13 protein-coding genes are annotated in these 18,198 nt (G+C 60.7%); all 13 read right to left on the bottom strand.

The window, feature by feature from the left end; genetic code table 11:
- Nucleotides 1-110: 110 nt before the first annotated feature.
- Complete coding sequence (locus tag CWC48_RS15205; RefSeq protein ID WP_099490979.1) at nucleotides 111-3,029, bottom strand: DUF748 domain-containing protein; 2,919 nt, start codon at nucleotides 3,027-3,029, stop codon at nucleotides 111-113.
- Between the two features lie 88 nt (nucleotides 3,030-3,117).
- The gene (locus tag CWC48_RS15210) at nucleotides 3,118-4,134 is read right to left on the bottom strand and encodes a class I SAM-dependent rRNA methyltransferase (protein WP_100492140.1); all 1,017 of its coding nucleotides are present in this window, start codon (nucleotides 4,132-4,134) and stop codon (nucleotides 3,118-3,120) included.
- Nucleotides 4,135-4,191: 57 nt separating this feature from the next.
- Nucleotides 4,192-5,061, bottom strand: a complete 870-nt coding sequence (locus CWC48_RS15215; RefSeq protein WP_028617965.1) for an oxygenase MpaB family protein — start codon at nucleotides 5,059-5,061, stop codon at nucleotides 4,192-4,194.
- Nucleotides 5,062-5,077: 16 nt separating this feature from the next.
- Nucleotides 5,078-7,015, bottom strand: a complete 1,938-nt coding sequence (gene acs, locus CWC48_RS15220) for an acetate--CoA ligase (protein WP_100492141.1) — start codon at nucleotides 7,013-7,015, stop codon at nucleotides 5,078-5,080.
- Nucleotides 7,016-7,120: 105 nt separating this feature from the next.
- Entirely contained in the window at nucleotides 7,121-8,785 is a 1,665-nt protein-coding gene (gene pgi, locus CWC48_RS15225; protein WP_078050211.1) for a glucose-6-phosphate isomerase, read from the bottom strand.
- A 224-nt stretch (nucleotides 8,786-9,009) separates the two neighbouring features.
- Nucleotides 9,010-9,861: a pantoate--beta-alanine ligase gene (panC, locus tag CWC48_RS15230; protein ID WP_078050210.1), complete on the bottom strand. Its 852-nt coding sequence runs from the start codon at nucleotides 9,859-9,861 to the stop codon at nucleotides 9,010-9,012.
- Entirely contained in the window at nucleotides 9,858-10,658 is an 801-nt protein-coding gene (gene panB / locus CWC48_RS15235; RefSeq protein ID WP_078050209.1) for a 3-methyl-2-oxobutanoate hydroxymethyltransferase, read from the bottom strand. The genes panC and panB overlap by 4 nt, the downstream gene beginning before the upstream one ends.
- Nucleotides 10,659-11,024: 366 nt before the next feature.
- Nucleotides 11,025-11,510 carry a 2-amino-4-hydroxy-6-hydroxymethyldihydropteridine diphosphokinase gene (gene folK, locus CWC48_RS15240; RefSeq protein WP_100492142.1) on the bottom strand — a complete coding sequence of 162 codons (486 nt, stop codon included), beginning with the start codon at nucleotides 11,508-11,510 and terminating at the stop codon, nucleotides 11,025-11,027.
- A gap of 2 nt (nucleotides 11,511-11,512) precedes the next feature.
- On the bottom strand, nucleotides 11,513-12,916 hold the full coding sequence (locus CWC48_RS15245) for a polynucleotide adenylyltransferase PcnB (RefSeq protein ID WP_078050207.1): 1,404 nt from the start codon (nucleotides 12,914-12,916) through the stop codon (nucleotides 11,513-11,515).
- Nucleotides 12,917-12,991: 75 nt separating this feature from the next.
- The gene (locus CWC48_RS30195; protein ID WP_157806825.1) at nucleotides 12,992-13,165 is read right to left on the bottom strand and encodes a hypothetical protein; all 174 of its coding nucleotides are present in this window, start codon (nucleotides 13,163-13,165) and stop codon (nucleotides 12,992-12,994) included.
- A gap of 459 nt (nucleotides 13,166-13,624) precedes the next feature.
- Entirely contained in the window at nucleotides 13,625-15,055 is a 1,431-nt protein-coding gene (locus CWC48_RS15250; RefSeq protein ID WP_034107044.1) for a sigma-54 dependent transcriptional regulator, read from the bottom strand.
- 22 nt (nucleotides 15,056-15,077) lie between these two features.
- Nucleotides 15,078-18,032, bottom strand: a complete 2,955-nt coding sequence (locus CWC48_RS15255) for a sensor histidine kinase (protein WP_177409493.1) — start codon at nucleotides 18,030-18,032, stop codon at nucleotides 15,078-15,080.
- On the bottom strand, nucleotides 18,016-18,192 hold the full coding sequence (locus CWC48_RS15260; protein WP_003176118.1) for a hypothetical protein: 177 nt from the start codon (nucleotides 18,190-18,192) through the stop codon (nucleotides 18,016-18,018). The genes CWC48_RS15255 and CWC48_RS15260 overlap by 17 nt, the downstream gene beginning before the upstream one ends.
- Nucleotides 18,193-18,198 lie beyond the last annotated feature (6 nt).

The raw sequence follows: 18,198 nt of genomic DNA on the forward strand, positions 1-18,198 counted from the left end.
TACAAGTCATCTGTAGGACCTGGCTTGCCGGCGATAGCGTCACCACGGTCCAACTGAAAACCCGAGGTGCCCGCATCGCCTGCAAGCCAGCTCCTATAGATGTGCGGGGTCTATTCGGCGTCCAGGTGCATGGGCGTCACGACCCGTCCGTCCTTCTCAGCCTGACCCAGGTTGGCATCAATGAAGTACACCCGGTCGTCTTCCAGCTGGCCCTTATCCACCAAGTAGTCCTTGATGGTGCTGGCACGGTCCTGGCCCAGTTGACGCAGCAACACATCACTGGTGCTCCAGAACTTGATCACGCCGTCCTTGAGCTTCGCTGTGCGGTCATCGCGGCTCAGGTCTTTCCATTCCGCCGGCGGTTGCTGTTTCAAACGGGTGCGGTAAATGCCTTCAAGCAGAGGCGCCTTTTCACCTTCCGGGACGACCAGCAGCGACGCCTGTGCGGGCACCTTGTCACCCCGGCGCTGGAGCATTTTGTAGTAGTTGTATTGGTATTCACGTTCCAGGCGCTGCGCAGCGAGGAAAGGCCCGTCGCTGCTGGCAGCGGCAGTGCCTTCGATTTCCAGACGCAGGGTAGGACGCTCTTTCAGTGCCTTGGCCAGCGTATTCAAGGCGCCTTCGGCGTCTTTGTTCAACTCGCTGGAACCTGGGGCGAACGACACATTCCCAAGGTCTTCCGAACCGCCGCCGGTCACCAACCCGCCGATGAATTTGAAGGGCGCTGTCGCTGCGCGCACCACCAGGTTACGCAGGGTCTGCCACACGATGGGCATCACACTGAATTGCGGGTTATTCAGGTCGCCGGTTACCGGCAGTTCGATGGAGATCTTGCCGTCGCTGTCCTTGAGTAGCGCGATCGCCAGGCGAATCGGCAAATCCACGGCATCGGCGCTGTCGACCTTCTCACCCAGTTGCAATTGCTCGACCACCACCTTGTTCTCGGCCTTCAACTGGCCCTTGGTGATCACGTAGTGCAGGTCGAGGTTGAGACGGCCCTTACGGATACGGAACCCGGCGAACTTGCCGGAATAGGGCGTCAGGGTGGTCAGCTCGACGCGTTTGAAACTGGTGGCAATGTCCAGCGCCGCCATCGGATCAAACGGGTTCACGCTGCCTTTGATCGTGACCGGCGCGTAGCGGTCGACCTTGCCCTTGATATCAACGCTGGCTGGTTTGGCCTGGCGGCTGTCAATGGTGCCGATCTGACCGTTGAGCTGCTGAATCGCCGTGGCGAAGTTGGGGGTGAGGCTGAAGTCGGCAAAGTTGGCGGAACCGTCGTTGATCGCAATCTGGCCGATGCGAATGCCCAAGGGCTTGTCCTTGCTGGCGGGCTTGGGCCCTTTGTCGGGGGCTTGCGGAATCAAGAGGTCATCAACGTTGGTGGTACGGTCATCGTTGATCATGAAGCGCGCATACGGCTGCAGCAGGTTGACCTTGTCGATCGACAGGCTGTCGCCGTGCTGGTAGTTGACGCCTTCGAGCACCAGGCGCTGCCATTTGAGGAAGTCGCGGGTCTTGAGGGTGTCCAGCGTGTGTAATTGGTCGACCTGGGCGCGGCCAGTGACCTGCAGTTTCAGAGGGTCAGTGCTTTTCAGGTTTACATCGAGGTTGCTGCCGAGCATGCCGCTGCGCAGTTCCAGGCGGATGAACGGGCTGATGTAGGACTGGGCAACCCGAAGGTCGATGTCCTGGGTGTTCACTTTGAGCTTGGCGCTGACCGGGTTGAGGTTGACCTCGCCGGTCGCCTGGATTTTGCCTTGCTTGCCCACGCCTGAGTCGACTTTCAGGGTAAACGGGCTCTGGTTAAGGCTATCGAAGTTCTGCAGGTCGACGTTCAGCGGGCCTACCTCCAGCGCGACCGCCGGTTTGGCCTGGCGGTCGGCCAGGTGCACCTGATAGTTGCGCAGTTGCACGTCCTTGAGCAGTACTTGCCAAGGCTTGCTCGGCGCGGCGGGCTCGGCTTTTGGCGAGTCGGCGGTGGCCGGTGCGGTGGCAGGCTCCGGCGCCTTGGCCGGTTTGCTCGGTTGGCTGGCGAACAGTTTCTGCCAGTCCAGTTGCCCGTCAGCCTCAAGGGCCGCCCAGGTTTCGAGTTTGTTGCTGCGGATCTTGCCCACCACCACTTGCTGTTTCGCCAGGTCTACCGTGGTCTCGCTGACGTCCAGGCGTTCCAGGCGCACCAGTGGGCGACCGTCGGGCGCCTTGATGGCAAATGGCGCGATGCTGGCGGCGGTGTTGGTGAGGTTCAGCTCGGTCTCTTTGGCCAGGCTGAACTTGTACTCGGTACTGAAGTTGAGCACGCCGTCTTCAAGTACCAGTGGCAGCGCATCACGTACATAGGGCCACCAGGCTTTCATCTTGCCGTCGGTGACCTTCAACGTGCCTTCGGAGAGCATCGGCACCAGGCTGAAATTACCTTTCCAGTCGATTCGCCCACCTTCAGGCCCGGCCGCCACCAATGTCATGTCGGCATTGTCTTCAGGCAAGGTGCTGAGGTTTTTCAGTTCGAAGTCGAGCGTGTCGTAGAGGAATTCGATCGGTTCGCTGGGGCGCAGGTCCTGAAAGTGCACATAGCCGCCCGCCAGCTTGATGCTGTCGATGCGCAACGGGAAGGGCTTGGCATCCGGATCGGCGGGCGTTGGCTCGCTGGGGGGCAGCTTGAACAACTGTGCGAGGTTCAACTGGCCGGATTTGTCGAACAACAGCTCGGTTTTCGGCTTGTCCAGTTGCACATCGGCAAGGTGCAGGGCGCGGGTCCAGAGGCTGTCGATCTGAAGATTGGCATAGAGGCGTTCGAAACCCACCTGTTCCTTGCCGGGCTCACCGATCTGGAGCCCCCATGCCGTCACTTCCAGGCTGAACGGGTTGAGCTCGATCCGCTCGATCCGGGCCGGCACCGTGGCGTAATTGGCCAGTTGCTGGTTGGCAATCCGAAGCGCGATACCGGGGAGAATCAAAAAGCCCAGCAAGCTGTACAGGGCAAGAGCGGTCAACAAGGCGCCGGCGGCGCGAATCAATCCTTTGGGCATGGGGTGACGCCATCTATGTCAAACAGGAGTGCCTTGGAGTATGGCACGGGTTTTCGGTTCCGAAGAGCAAGGCCCTTTGAGAAACGTCTTACAGCTGGAGTATCAGGGTTTTCAGCGGTGGCTGTTGATCCAGAGAGGGGAAGTCCGCGCCTGGCGTCATGATTGTCCAGTCACGTACGGGGCGTCCGGCTTTCTCCGCGCAGCGCAGGACCTGTTCGCGCCAATCATCCATGCTGACTTTTGCCAGGTTGTTGCAGCAGATCAGCACGCCATTGTCGGCGGTGGCTAGCAGCGCGGGCTTGAGCAGACTCTGGTAATCGCGCAGCAAGTCGACTGTGCCAAACGCGCTTTTGGCCCAGGCTGGCGGGTCGAGCAGTACCAGATCGTATTGACGCTGCTCCAGGCGTGGATAACTCGGCAGCTTCTGCCCGCGCCGTTGGGTGATCGGCAGGCCCGCCAATTGGCGGATCGCCGGGAAGTAATCCGACTGCACAAATTCCATAGTCGGCAGTTGCGGGTTCAGCAGGCCATTTTCGCGGCCGACCGCCAAGTTGCCCTCGGCGAAGTCCAGGTTGCACACCTCACGGGCGCCCCCGGCGGCCGCGCTCAGGCCCACGCCGCAGGTGTAGGCGAACAGATTCAGCACGCTTTTGCCGGCACTGTTTGCCTTGACCCAGCCACGGGTGTTACGCAAATCCAGGAACAGCAGCGGGTCCTGCCCGGCATGGCGCCCGCGCACGCGATAATTGAGGCCCCACTCGTGACCAACCAGGTCTTCCAGCGCAGCGGGTTCGGCGCGATACACCGTGTCTTCGCGGTCGATGCGCGAATTGCCACGGGAGCGGTCGTTGTACACCAGCAACAATTCCAGGCCCATGTACTGGTTGACCTGTTGATGCAGCGCCAGCAGCTCTTCGCTTTCCAGGGCTTGGTGAAAGCTCTGCACCAGCAATTGCGGGCCGTAGCGGTCGATGGTCAGGCCGCCGGCGCCTTCCTGGCTGCCATGGAACAGTCGGTAGCAGTCAGTGCCTTGGGCGTGCAGTTCGCTGATCAGGTCTTGGCGATGATCGAGGGCGGCGCGCAGCGCCTGATTCAGGGAAGACATGGAGCGCGCCTTGCTGGGGAAATAAGGGCGCGAAGTTTAACAGCTATGCACCGTCGCCTACATCAACCCCATCCGTCGATGGGCGCGCTGCACCGAACCGTTGCGCATCGCCCAGCGCAGCATCGGCGCACTGCGCTTGACCCCGGCACGGATCATCTGGCGTTGCAGCGGGCTTTGGTGTTGGTCGAGCATGGCGCTGGCCCAATCCGGCAGCAGGTCGATTCCGGCTTGCATCATCAAACTGCCAAAGGGCTTGGCCAGTAGGCTGGGGGAGGGCGCGTCAAGCAGTAAACGCAGTACTTCGCGGCTGCGATCGTCGCACAGCAATTGTGGGCGGATACGTGCCAGATAATCTGAAATTTCCTGCCGAGAGCGCGGCACATGCCGCGCACCTAACTGTTCGGCGACCAAGGCAATTTCGCTGTAGTAACGGTCCTGGTCTCGACCTGAAAGCTGCGGGTTGCGATAGCGCAGGTGAGCGGCGAGGAAGTTACTGACCTCCGCCACATGCACCCAGGTCAGCAACTCTGGGTCGCTGGCCGCATAAGGTCGCCCGTCCGGAGCGTGGCCGACGACCTGGAGGTGAATGGTGCGGACTTTTTCGATCAGCCATTCGGCGTCTTTGCGCGAACCAAACGTCGTGCCCGAGATGAACTGCGAGGTGCGCCGCAACCGCCCGAGCATGTCCTGACGAAAGTTCGAATGGTCCCACACGCCCGCCAGGGCCAGTGGGTGCAAGGCTTGCAGCATCAAGGCGCTGATGCCGCCGATGAGCATGCTGCTGAAGTCGCCATGCACCTGCCAACTCACCGAATCGGGCCCGAACAGGCCGGGGTCGCCCTTGGGGTTTTCCAGGTCCAGTTGGCCCAGCGACAGGCCTGTAAGGCTCATCAACTGGCTTTCGATACGGCTGCGGATAAATTCCATGGCGACTCAGGGGTTCCTATCGGTTCAAGCGTTTGTCGATCAGGCCATCCACCACGCTCGGGTCGGCCAGCGTCGAGGTATCACCGAGGCTGTCGAGTTCGTTGCAGGCGATCTTGCGCAAAATCCTGCGCATGATCTTGCCGGAGCGGGTTTTCGGCAAGGCCGGTGCCCATTGAATCAGTTCCGGCTTGGCGAAGCTGCCGATTTCCTTGCCGACCAGCTCCAGCAGGTGCTTTTTCAGCGCATCGTCGGGTTCCACCCCATTCATGGGCGTGACAAACGCATAGATGCCTTGGCCTTTGATGTCATGGGGGTAGCCTACTACGGCGGCCTCGGCCACCTGGTCATGCAGGACCAGCGCGCTTTCTACCTCGGCGGTGCCGATACGGTGGCCGGACACGTTGATCACATCGTCGATGCGCCCGGTGATCCAGTAGTCGCCGTCTTCATCGCGCCGCGCACCGTCACCGGTGAAGTAGTAGCCGGGGTAAGGTTTGAAATAGGTGTCGATCATGCGTTGCGGATCGCCGTACACGCTGCGGATCTGCCCCGGCCAGCTCGCTTTGATCGCCAGTACGCCGCTGCCGGCCCCGCTGAATTCTTTGCCCTGTTCGTCGAGCAGCACGGGCTGTACGCCAAACATCGGCTGGGTAGCGCAGCCGGGCTTGATGCGCTGTGCGCTGACCAGTGGGCTGAGCATGATGCCGCCGGTCTCGGTCTGCCACCAGGTATCCACAATCGGGCAGCGCTGTTCGCCCACCGCATTGAAGTACCAGTCCCAGGCTTCCGGGTTGATCGGTTCGCCGACGCTGCCCAGCAGACGCAAGCTGGCGCGAGAGGTGCTCTCCAGCGGACCATGGCCCTCGCGCATCAAGGCACGCAACGCGGTAGGGGCGGTGTAGAAAATATTGACCTTGTGCTTGTCGATCACCTGCCAGAAGCGTGAGCTGTCCGGGTAGCTCGGCACGCCTTCGAACATCAGCGAAGTCGCGCCGTTGGCCAGCGGGCCGTACACGATGTAACTGTGGCCGGTGACCCAGCCCACATCGGCGGTGCACCAAAACACTTCGCCCTCGCGGTAGTCGAGCACGTATTTGAAGGTCATTGCGGCTTGCAGCAGGTAGCCGCCGGTGGTGTGCAGCACACCTTTGGGTTTGCCGGTGCTGCCGGAGGTGTAGAGGATGAACAGCGGGTCTTCGGCGTCCATTGGCTCAGGCGGGCAGTCACTGCTGGCCGCATCCAAGGCTTGTTGATACTTGAGATCGCGGCCTTCGCTCCAGTTAACGGTCGCTGCGGTGCGTTCTACCACCAGCACCGTGCTCACATTCGGGCAACTGGCCAGGGCTTTGTCAACATTCTGTTTCAGTGCTACCGGTTTACCACCGCGCACGCCTTCGTCCGCAGTGATTACGGTGCGGCAGTCGGCGTCGAGAATACGGTCACGCAAGGCATCCGGCGAGAAGCCGCCAAACACCACGGAATGTACCGCGCCGATCCGCGTGCAAGCGAGCATGGCGTAGGCGGCTTCAGGGATCATCGGCATGTAGATGCACACCCGGTCGCCTTTCTTTACGCCACGGCTTTTCAGCACATTGGCCAGGCGGCTGACGTTCTGGTGCAGTTGGCGGTAGGTGATTTTTGAAGATTTTGTCGGATCATCGCCTTCCCAGATGAAGGCCGGCTGATCGGCGCGCAGGGCGAGGTGACGGTCTATGCAGTTGTAGCTGACATTCAGTTGGCCGCCGGCAAACCATTGCGCAGCGCCGGTCTTGATGTCTGAGCGTTGAACGGTGTGCCACGGGGTTGTCCAGTCGAGAAAGCTTTTGGCCTGTTCAGCCCAGAACGTATCCGGCTGATCGATGGATTGTCGATAGAGGCGCTGGTACTCCTCCTGACTGAGTTGCGCAGCCCGGCGGACGGCATCGGCGGTGGGGAACGTGCTGATATCGAACATGAGCGATCCTTATTCTTGTTTTGGCAACAAGTGATAAAGATGCACCCTGCAAGGGGAGGGTTCAAGGCCAACGTCCAAACGGACGTTGGCCCTGCGATACCTGGATCAGCCGCGGTGACGACCGCGGAAGTAGTTGATCAGGCCCTGGGTCGAAGCATCTTCGGCCGAGGTTTCTTCGGCGCCGGTCAGGCGGTTGTAGACGCCCTTGCCCAGCTCCTTGCCCAGCTCCACACCCCATTGGTCGAAGGCGTTGATGCCCCAGATCACGCTCTGAACGAATACTTTGTGCTCATACATGGCGACCAGTGCGCCCAAGCGACGCGGGCTGATGCGCTCGACCACGATGGTGTTGCTCGGACGGTTGCCCGGGATCACCTTGTGCGGTGCCAGCTTCTGCACTTCGTCTTCCGGGATGCCTTTGTCGCGCAGCTCGGCTTCGGCTTCGGCGCGGGTCTTGCCGAGCATCAGTGCCTGGCTCTGGGACAGGCAGTTGGCGTACAGCCACTGATGGTGGTCGGACACCGGGTTGAAGCTGACGATCGGCACGATGAAGTCGGCCGGGATCAGTTGGGTCCCCTGGTGCAGCAACTGGTGATACGCGTGCTGACCGTTGCAACCTACGCCACCCCAGATCACTGGGCCGGTATCGGTCGCCACTGGGGTGCCGTCCTGGCGCACGCTCTTGCCGTTGGATTCCATGTCCAACTGTTGCAAGTGTTTGGTGATGTTACGCAGGTAGTGGTCGTACGGCAGGATCGCATGGCTCTGCGCACCCCAGAAGTTGCCGTACCACACACCCAGCAAGCCGAGCAGTACTGGCATGTTGGCTTCGAATGGCGCGTTCTGGAAATGCTGGTCCATGGTGTAGGCACCGGACAGCAGCTCCTTGAAGTTGGACATGCCGATCGCCAGGGCGATTGGCAAGCCGATGGCCGACCACAGCGAGTAACGACCGCCTACCCAGTCCCACATCGGGAAGATGTTTTCTTCGCGGATACCGAAGGCCACGGCTGCCGCGTTATTGCTGGATACAGCGATGAAGTGACGGTACAGCTCTGCTTCCGAGCCACCCTGGGCCAGGTACCAGGCGCGGGCGGCCTGGGCGTTTTTCAGGGTTTCGAGGGTGTTGAAGGATTTCGACGAGACGATAAACAGCGTGGTCTCGGCGCGCAGCTTCATGGTCAGCTCGTGGAACTCGCTGCCGTCGATGTTCGCCAGGTAATGGCAGCGCACGCCTTTATGGGCGTAGGACAACAGGGCTTCGGAGACCAGCTCCGGGCCGAGGAACGAGCCACCGATACCGATGTTCACCACGTCGGTGATCGGCTTCTCGGTGTAGCCACGCCACAGGCCGTCGTGGATGCGCCCGACCAAGTCAGTGATCTGGTTCAGCACTTTGTGCACGTCCGGCATGATGTTCACGCCGTTCACCGACAACTTGTCGCCCACCGGGCGGCGCAGGGCGGTGTGCAGGGCCGGGCGACCTTCGGACGAGTTGACGGGCTCGCCGGCGTACAGCGAGTCGATCGCGTCTTTGAGGCCGACTTCTTTGGCGAGGCCCACGAGCAGGTCACGGGTTTCGCTGGTGATCAGGTTTTTCGAGTAATCGAGGAAAAGTCCGCAGCTGCTCAAGGTGAACTGGGAGAAACGCTGAGGATCGGCATTGAACGCTTCGCGCATGCTGAAATCCTGCATGGCTTGGCGATGTTGATTGAGCGCTTGCCAGGCGGGCAGAGCGGTAACGTCATGAGGAGTGCGGTAGTACGCCATCGCTGCGGGTTTCCTTTTATTACGGGGACTGCCTTTAGGACACTTCTAAGCCCGGAACGTCCAGTCTTTTATCAAGCAATGGGTTCCGGACAGCGCTAACCATAGCGCAGGGCGATTACATTAAACCTAGCGTGTCGATATGTCTTGGCTTTGTCTGCGCTAAGGCCGGTACTTTTTTATACCGGCACTTTTATTCACGCAACGAAGAGGGCAACGGGGAGGGGTCAGTCGAGGGTCAGGTGCAGGTTATCGATGAGGCGGGTGGCTCCCAGATAGGCGGCGACCAGGATCACGATATCGCGGTCCTCGGGTGTGGCGGGGCGCAAATGCACGCCTTGGCGTACTTCGAGGTAGTCCAGGCGCAGACCGGCGGCTTCGATCTGCAGCACCTGCTCGGCACGCAGCTTGGCGAAGTCGTGGTCACCGGCTTTGATTGCTGCGCCAATGTGACTGAGGCTGCGGTACAGCACCGGCGCAATGGCCCGTTGTTCATCGGTGAGGTAGCCATTGCGCGACGACAGCGCGAGGCCATCGTCGGCGCGCACAGTGGGCTCGCCGATGATCTGGATCGGCATGTTCAGGTCATGGACCATGGCGCGGATCACGGCCAGTTGCTGGTAATCCTTCTGGCCAAACACCGCCATGTCCGGCTGGACCATGTTGAACAGCTTGCTGACCACGGTCGCCACGCCTTCGAAGTGCCCCGGACGGCTGGCGCCACACAGGCCTTCAGACAATTGCGGCACGCTGACGCGGGTCTGGCCGGTCATGCCACCGGGGTACATTTCCTCAACGGTGGGCGCGAACAACAGGTTGCAGCCGGCTTGCAGCAGCTTTTCCTGGTCGGCGGCGAGGGTGCGCGGGTATTTGTCCAGGTCTTCGCCGGCGCCAAACTGCAGCGGGTTGACGAAGATGCTGGCCACCACGAAGTCGGCCTGCTGGGCCGCCTTGGTCACCAGCGTGGCATGGCCACTGTGCAGGTTGCCCATGGTCGGCACAAAGCCAATGCGCTTGCCGGCGTTGCGGGCGTGGGTAACAGCGGCCCGCAGTTCACGTACGGTTTTTACGGTGTTCATGCAGAAAATCCGTGTTCGGCGCCAGGGAAGGTCACGCCTTTGACTTCGGCGACGTAGGCGCTTAATGCGTCGTGGATGCTGGCTTGGCCGGCCATGAAGTTTTTCACGAACTTCGGCACGCGGCCGCTGATCGACAGGCCGAGCATGTCGTGCAGCACCAGCACCTGGCCGTCGGTGGCGGAACCTGCGCCGATACCGATCACCGGCACTTTCACGGCCTGGGTGATCTCCGCCGCCAGTTCGCTCGGCACGCATTCAAGCAGGATCATTGCCGCGCCGGCCTGCTCCAGGGCAATGGCATCGGCACGCATCTGGCGCGCCTGGGCCTCATTGCGGCCCTGAACCTTGTAGCCGCCGAGGATGTTCACCGACTGTGGCGTCAGCCCCATGTGCGCGCAGACCGGCACGCCGCGTTCGGCCAGCAGGCGGATCGACTCGGCAAGCCACACCGCGCCTTCGACTTTGATCATGTGCGCACCGGCTTGCATCAGCTTGCCGGCATTCAGGAAGGTTTGTTCGAGCGTCGCGTAACCCATGAATGGCAGGTCGGCGATGATGAAGGCACCATCGTTACCGCGCTTGACGCTGGCGGTGTGGTACGCAAGTTCATCAGTGGTGACGGGCAGGGTGCTGTCATTCCCTTGAAGAACCATGCCGAGGGAGTCGCCTACCAGCAGCACTTCAACCCCGGCCTGGCAACTGGCGTGGGCGAAGGTGGCGTCATAGCAGGTCAGCATGGCGATTTTTTCACCTTTGAGCTTGAGGCTCTGCAAGGTGGTCAGGGTAATGTCTGGCATGAAAAGGGTCCTCGTTCAGGCGCTTGGAAACAGCGAGTAACGCGCGTGAGTCTTCGTTTATACAGGCGCACTGTCTTGAGAGCAGTGCTTATAAGGCCTGGATTGCGCCCTTTAGCGCCGGGTTGGCGGCAGCGGGACGCCTATAGTCGTGAGGAGGACACGGGAAGTCAATTGGATGTGTTACCGCATTGTTACGATGGCGGTGTTACCGCTGTTACTGACGCGATTCAGCAAGTGGGAAAGCGATTTTGAGGGGCGTAGGTGAACGAAATGTGAGAGCTGGCTTGCCTGCGATGCAGGCGCCTCGGTCTTTCAGTGAAACCGAGCGATGCTATCGCAGGCAAGCCAGCTCCCACATTGATCGAGTCAGTTTTGGGGCAAGCGTTCCAGGCCGACAAACGGGCAGGCTGCCAGCAAGTCGTCGAGGGTTTGGCCATCGGGTAACGTCAGGCTGGCGGGTGCCAGTTCGGCCAACGGGTACAGCACAAATGCGCGCAGGTGCATCTGGTAGTGCGGGACCTTGAGGCGCGGTTCATCGATCAAGCGATCACCAAACAGCAGGATGTCCAGGTCGAGCGTGCGTGGGCCCCAGCGTTCAAGGCGTTCGCGGCCTTGGTCAATCTCGATTGCTTGCAGCGCGTCCAGCAGTTCCAGGGGCGCAAGGCGGCTGTCTAGGGCGGCCACCGCGTTGGTGTAGCGCGGCTGGCCCGGGAGCAGGGAGTCACTTTGATAGAAGGTCGAGACACCGGCGACGGTGGTGCCTGGCAATTGCGCCAGCGCGTCAAGAGCGCTGCGCAATTGCTGATCCGGGGCCGCGAGGTTGCTGCCCATGCCGACGTAGATGCGTTCCACGTTTATTCGCCTGCTGCGCCCGAGGCATCAGCGGCGCTGCGCTTGCGCTTGGCACCGCTGCGACGGCGCTTCTTCGGGCCTTCGCCGGCGCCATCGCCCTTGCTGCCGAGGTCGCGGATCATATCGCGGCGCTCGCTGTCGTTGGCGTCCTGGTAGTCGGTCCACCATTCGCCCAGGCCATCGGTCTGCTCACCGGCGCTCTCACGCAGCAGCAGGAAGTCATAGCCGGCGCGGAAACGCGGGTTGTCCAGCAACAGGTCGGCGCGTTTGCCGCTGCGGCGTGGCAGACGCTCCTGCATGTCCCAGATCTCGCGGATCGGCATAGTGAAGCGTTTCGGAATAGCGATGCGCTGGCACTGTTCGGCGATCAGCTCATGCGCGGCTTCCTGCATGGCCGGGATCGGCGGCATGCCACGTTCCTGCAAGCGCAGTACACGTTTTGGCAGGGCTGGCCACAACAGGGCAGCAAACAGGAACGCCGGGGTAACCGGCTTGTTCTGCTTGATGCGCAGGTCGGTGTTGATCAACGCTTCGCTGATCAAGGTGTGGGTGTACGTCGGGTTGTATTCCAAGGCCTCGGCGCTGGCCGGGAACAGTGGATCGAATAGCTGCAGGTCCACCAGCATTTCAAAGGTGTCGGCGGCGTAGCCCGAGAGGAACAGCTTGAGCACTTCTTCGAACAGGCGTGCCGAGGGAATTTCCCGCAGCATCGGTGCCAGGTCGCGAATTGGCGCAGCGGTGTGTTTCTCGATGCCGAAGTTCAGCTTGGCGGCGAAACGCACGGCCCGCAGCATGCGCACCGGGTCTTCCTGGTAGCGCTGGACCGGGTCGCCGATCAGGCGGATCAGGTTATTGCGGATATCGTGTACGCCATTGGCGTAATCGAGGATGCGCTCGCTGACCGGATCGTAATAGAGGGCGTTGATGGTGAAGTCGCGGCGCTGCGCGTCTTCTTCCAGGGTGCCGTAGACGTTGTCGCGCAAAATGCGCCCGCTTTCGTTGCGGGAGGACTGGTTAGTGTCTTCCTCTTCATCGTTTTGCGGGTGGCCTGCGCGGAACGTCGCGACTTCGATGATTTCGCGACCGAAGTGGATATGCACCAACTTGAAGCGCCGACCGATGATCCGCGCGTTGCGGAATTCAGCGCGTACCTGCTCGGGTGTGGCGCTGGTGGCGACGTCGAAGTCCTTGGGCGTGATATTGAGCAACATGTCGCGTACGCACCCACCCACCAGATAAGCCTGGTAGCCGGCGTTCTGCAAACGTTCGACGATGTTCACTGCATAACGGCTGAATTGAGCGCGTTGCAGCGAATGCTGGCTGCTATTGAGCACTTCAGGCGTGCTGCGTTTGTGTTGCGTACGACGCAAGGGAGAACGGAATGACTGGAACAACTTCTTCAGCATGGGATGCACTGTTTGAAGGAATGTTCGGCCATAACGAAGAATGACCGCATGATGGGCCGGGATTCTAGCATTTAGTCAGGGGATGGTGTAGGAACAAGCTGCAAGCCCCAAGCCAAAAGCTTCAAGAGATTGCTGGAAGGTCAAATCGCGGAAACTACAAGGGGAGCCGAAGCTCCCCCAGAAGTAGTTGCGTGCTCTATTTTTATTATTGATTTCGGGCTTCTTGTTTTTGTTGATCGCCCTCGCCATGAAGCTTCACCTTCATGACACTCCCAATCGGGAGTCAAGAGCAAACGGATTGCTTTGGTCGCTGTGTTGCTGATCTACGATCCAACCAGTTCAGGCTCTGCCTTAGGGCAGTTTTTGTTGTTCTCGGCCTGGTTGCGGGGCAAGCCCCAAATGCAACGCCTCTCCAAAAGAATCAGTTAGCTGCGCCTCCGCCGTGTTGTTTTTGTTATGCGTGAGTCGATTCGTCTTATTTTTATTGTCTTGTATAAAGCTTGTTATTGTTTTTGTACTAAGCATATAGCAGGGTGCGTGCCAACTTTTGCACCACCCAGTAAAACCGGGGGGTTGAGGTGGTTTCGGGTTTTTGACGGGCCAAAAAAAGCCGGGGCTTCGTTACCGTAAGCCCCGGCTTTTGTTACGCGAAATATCCGCGGTAACAGTTTTTTCACATCGGTGGGTGTTACCTGTGGGCGCGCGCCCTCAGCTCTCGCTGGCCACACCCGTCTTGCGCCGTGGAATACCCAGGCGTTGGCGGCGCTCCCACAGGCATTTGCGACTTACGCCCAGCTTGCGCGCCAGTTCGGTCTCGGTCATGTGGTCCTGATGCTCAAGGACGAAATGCTGGAAGTAGTCTTCCAGCGACAGGTCTTCAGTCGGCTCATGGCTGGTATTGCTGCCGCCGCCCTGTTGAGGCGCCAGGCCGATGAAGTCGTCATCCTCCAAGTCACTGAGCTCGATGTCGATACCCAGCAGTTCGGCGGAAATTTCCGGGCTCTCGGACAGAATCACCGCACGCTCGACCGCATTTTCCAGCTCCCGCACGTTACCCGGCCACGAGTAATGCCGAATGGCCTGCTCGGCGTCCGGGGCGAACTTCAGGTCGGTACGGTTGATGCGCGCGCTCTGGCGCAGCAGGAACGCGCTGGCGATCTCGTTGACGTCGGCGCCACGCTCACGCAGGGCCGGCAGCTTGAGCGCGATCACGTGTAGACGGTAGTACAAGTCTTCACGGAACTGGCCGATCTTGGCCAGGCTCTTGAGGTCACGGTGAGTGGCCGCGATCAGGCGCACATCGACCTTTTGCGACTGCACCGAGCCTACGCGGCGAATCTCACCTTCCTGGAGCACGCGCAGCAAGCGCGCCTGGGCTTCCAGTGGCAGCTCGCCGATTTCATCAAGGAACAACGTGCCGCCATCCGCAGCTTCTACCAGGCCCGCGCGCCCGGCACTGGCGCCAGTGAATGCGCCTTTCTCGTGGCCAAACAGTTCGGACTCGATCAGGGATTCAGGGATTGCCGCGCAGTTCACCGAGATCATCGGCGCCTTGGCACGCTTGGACAGGTTATGCAGGGCGCGGGCCACCAGTTCTTTACCGGTGCCTGACTCGCCTTGGATCAATACATTGGAGTCGGTGGGCGCGACTTTGCGGATCTTGCTGTAGAGGTCCTGCATCGGTGGGCAGGAGCCGATGATGCCGATCTCACCGTTGCTGTTGTCGACGCCTGGCTTGTCGGCCGTTTTTCCGGCCGGGCGCTGTTCGGCTGGCGCACTGCTGGCCGACTGGCGGTCACGCAGGATGCGCGCTACGGCCTGGAGCATCTCGTCATGGTCGAAAGGTTTGGCGATGTAGTCCACCGCGCCCATCTTCATGGAGTCCACTGCCGAACGCAGGCTGGCGTAGCTGGTCATGATCAGCACAGGGGTGCCCTGGCCAAGCTTGATCAACTCGGTACCAGGCGCGCCAGGCAGGCGCAGGTCACTGACAATCAGGTCGAACGTGGGAATGCTGAAACGCTCTTGGGCTTCCTGCACCGAGCCGGCTTCGCTGACTTGGTACTGATTACGTTCAAGCAGGCGACGCAAGGCAGAGCGGATAATGGTTTCGTCTTCGACGATCAAAATGTGCGGCATTGATTCAGTTCTCTCGACGGTCTCAGTTCACAGCGGACGTCGCTTCGACATGACGCGGCAAGGTCACCCGAATACGGGTGCCGCGTTGGCTTTCGGTGTCAGCCGGGCTGTCGATGGTGATTTGTCCATAATGCTCTTCAACGATGGAATAGACCAGTGCAAGGCCCAGACCGGTACCTTCACCTGGGTCCTTGGTGGTGAAGAAGGGTTCGAACAATCGGTCCATGATGTTCTGTGGAATACCGCTACCTTCATCTTCGACGATCAGATCGACCGTATGTTCGAAAGCCTCGGTCTTGACGCGTACCGCACCGCCGGCAGGGGTTGCGTCACGGGCGTTGGACAACAGGTTGATCAGCACTTGGGCCAGGCGTTGTGAGTCGCCGTCGACCCAATGGTCGGGGTCGCACAAGTTGAAGAACTGTACTTCGAAATTGCGCCGGTTCAAGGCCAGCAGCCCAATGGCATCCTGTGCTACTTCGGCCAGGCACACGGCTTCGTCCTGGTTCTGATGGGCGCCGGCATGGGCAAAGCTCATCAGCGACTGCACGATGCGTGAAACACGCTTGGTCTGTTCGAGGATCTGCCCGCTGATCTCGGTGATCTCGCCGTCTTCTTCGCGCTCTTCCCGCAGGTTCTGCGCGAGGCAAGCGATACCGGTGATCGGGTTGCCGATTTCATGGGCCACACCCGCCGCCAGTCGGCCAATGCTGGCCAACCGCTCGGAATGCACCAGCTTGTCTTCGAGCATCTGGGTTTCGGTCAGGTCTTCCACCAGCAACACCAGGCCGCTGTTACCGGGCGCCAGGGGTTCGTCGATGGCGGCTTTGTGCAGGTTGAGCCAACGGGTCTGGCCGTCGAGGGCCAGGTGCTGCTTGTGCAAGTGCTCGTCGGGCAGGTTGATGAAGCCTTGCAGCAATTCTTTCCACGGGTCGCCCAGGGTATTGAGGCGTGAACCGACCACCCGCTGTGCCGCGATACCGGTGAGTTCTTCCATGGCCTTGTTCCACATCAGGATCTCCTGGTCCTTGGCCAGGGAGCACACGCCCATGGGCAATTCCTGCAGGGTCTGGCGGTGGTAGCGGCGCAAGGCATCGAGTTCGGCGGCGAGACCGGTAAGGCGTGAGTGGTAATCCTCCAGCCGGCTTTCGATGAAATGGATGTCTTCGGTCACATAGTTTTCGCCGCCGGCCTTATAGGGCAGGAAGGTTTCCACCATGTCCTGGGACACGCTTGGCCCCATCAAGCCGGACAGGTTGGCCTCGATACGGTCACGCAGGCGCCGCAACGCATAGGGGCGGCGCTCGTCAAATGGCAGGTAGAGGTCGCGCAGCGCCTGTTCGACTTCCTTTTGCGCGGCCTTTGCGCCCAAGGGCTTGGCCAGTTGCGTGGCGAACTCCTGGGGGGAGGCCGCATGCAGTTCGCGGCGTTGCGGGCGGCGTACGTTATCCACCGCGCACGCTTCGGCGGCGCTGGTTTCTTCCGGGCTGGCGTTGGTGAACAGGGAGATCAGCGTGAACATCAAGACGTTGGCGGCCAACGACGCAATCGCCGCCATGTGCCAACTGGTGTCATCCAGCACGTAGATCATGTTCAGCAGCGGGATGTAGAAGCCCTGCAGATTGCCGACCAGCGGCAACAGCATGGTTACGATCCACACCAGGATCCCCGCCAGCAACCCGGCGATGAAGCCGCGGCGATTGGCGGTCGGCCAGTACAGCACCGACAACACGCCCGGCAAGAACTGCAAGGTGGCGACAAACGCGACGATACCCAGGTTGGCCAGGTCCTGCCCGGCGCCCAGTAACAGGTAGAACCCATAGCCGGCCATGATGATCGCGACGATCAGCGCGCGGCGCGTCCATTTCAGCCAGCGGTAGATATTGCCTTCAGCCGGCGGCTGGTACAGCGGCAATACCAGGTGGTTGAGTGCCATGCCCGACAGCGCCAGGGTTGTCACGATGATCAGCCCGCTGGCCGCCGACAACCCGCCTACGTACGCCAGCAGCGCCAAGGCCGGGCTATTCGCGGCAATACCGATGCCGAGGGTGAAGTATTCGGGGTTGGTGGTGGCGCCCAGTTTCAAGCCTGCCCACAGGATGAGCGGCACCGCCAGGCTCATCAGCAACAGGAACAACGGCAAGCCCCAGCTCGCACTGACCAGCGAGCGCGGGTTGAGGTTCTCGGTGAAGGTCATGTGGTACATGTGCGGCATCACAATTGCCGAGGCGAAGAACACCAGCAGCAGCGTGCGCCATGGGCCTTCCTGCAATGGGGTGTGCAGGGCGGCGAGGGCGGTCTGGTTCTGCAGCAGCCACAGTTCCAGTTGTTGCGGGCCGTCGAACACGCCGTACAGCGCATAAAGGCCGACGCCACCGATGGCGATCAGCTTGATCACCGACTCAAAGGCAATCGCAAACACCAGGCCTTCGTGTTTTTCGCGGGTGGCGATGTGGCGTGAGCCAAAGAAAATCGTGAACAACGTGATCAGTGCGCAGAAGGCCAGGGCGACCCGATGCTGTACCGGCTCGCGGGTCAGGATGCTGATGGAGTCGGCCACGGCCTGGATTTGCAGGGCCAGCAACGGCAACACGCCGATCAACATGAAGACAGTCGTCAGCGCGCCGGCCCAGGTGCTGCGAAAGCGGAAGGCAAACAGGTCGGCGAGGGAAGACAGTTGGTAGGTACGGGTGATTTTCAGGATCGGATACAGCAGCACCGGCGCCAGCAGAAACGCGCCGGACACGCCGAGGTAGCTCGACAGAAAGCCATAACCGTACTGATAGGCCAGGCCCACGGTGCCATAGAATGCCCAGGCACTGGCGTATACGCCGAGGGACAAGGTGTAGGTCAGCGGATGGCGAATGATCGCCCGCGGAATCATTCCGCGCTCACTGATCCAGGCGACTCCGAACAACGCGGCCAGGTAGGCGGCGCTGATCAGCAGCATCTGGGTGAGGCTAAAGCTCATCGGCATCTTTTTGGCTCTGCAGGATGAAAGTCACGACGATCAGGATCAACCACAGCAGATAGGGGCGATACCAGGCGCCCGTGGCGTCGATCCACCAATCCATAATGGCGGGGGAGAACAGGTAGATCCCGACGACCAGCAGCAGGACCAATCGATAGATGTACATGTTGGC

The organism is Pseudomonas sp. S10E 269, assembly GCF_002798465.1.
GTDB classification, from domain to species: domain Bacteria; phylum Pseudomonadota; class Gammaproteobacteria; order Pseudomonadales; family Pseudomonadaceae; genus Aquipseudomonas; species Aquipseudomonas pergaminensis.

Excerpts from the sequence above, each read along its gene's own strand:
- CWC48_RS15245 (WP_078050207.1), bottom strand. The coding sequence starts at position 12,916 with ATGCTGAAGAAGTTGTTCCAGTCATTCCGTTCTCCCTTGCGTCGTACG.
- pgi (WP_078050211.1), bottom strand. The coding sequence starts at position 8,785 with ATGGCGTACTACCGCACTCCTCATGACGTTACCGCTCTGCCCGCCTGG.
- CWC48_RS15210 (WP_100492140.1), bottom strand. The coding sequence starts at position 4,134 with ATGTCTTCCCTGAATCAGGCGCTGCGCGCCGCCCTCGATCATCGCCAA.
- panB (WP_078050209.1), bottom strand. The coding sequence starts at position 10,658 with ATGCCAGACATTACCCTGACCACCTTGCAGAGCCTCAAGCTCAAAGGT.
- CWC48_RS30195 (WP_157806825.1), bottom strand. The coding sequence starts at position 13,165 with ATGGCGAGGGCGATCAACAAAAACAAGAAGCCCGAAATCAATAATAAA.
- CWC48_RS15215 (WP_028617965.1), bottom strand. The coding sequence starts at position 5,061 with ATGGAATTTATCCGCAGCCGTATCGAAAGCCAGTTGATGAGCCTTACA.
- panC (WP_078050210.1), bottom strand. The coding sequence starts at position 9,861 with ATGAACACCGTAAAAACCGTACGTGAACTGCGGGCCGCTGTTACCCAC.
- CWC48_RS15255 (WP_177409493.1), bottom strand. The coding sequence starts at position 18,032 with ATGCCGATGAGCTTTAGCCTCACCCAGATGCTGCTGATCAGCGCCGCC.
- acs (WP_100492141.1), bottom strand. The coding sequence starts at position 7,015 with ATGTTCGATATCAGCACGTTCCCCACCGCCGATGCCGTCCGCCGGGCT.
- CWC48_RS15260 (WP_003176118.1), bottom strand. The coding sequence starts at position 18,192 with ATGTACATCTATCGATTGGTCCTGCTGCTGGTCGTCGGGATCTACCTG.
- CWC48_RS15250 (WP_034107044.1), bottom strand. The coding sequence starts at position 15,055 with ATGCCGCACATTTTGATCGTCGAAGACGAAACCATTATCCGCTCTGCC.
- CWC48_RS15205 (WP_099490979.1), bottom strand. The coding sequence starts at position 3,029 with ATGCCCAAAGGATTGATTCGCGCCGCCGGCGCCTTGTTGACCGCTCTT.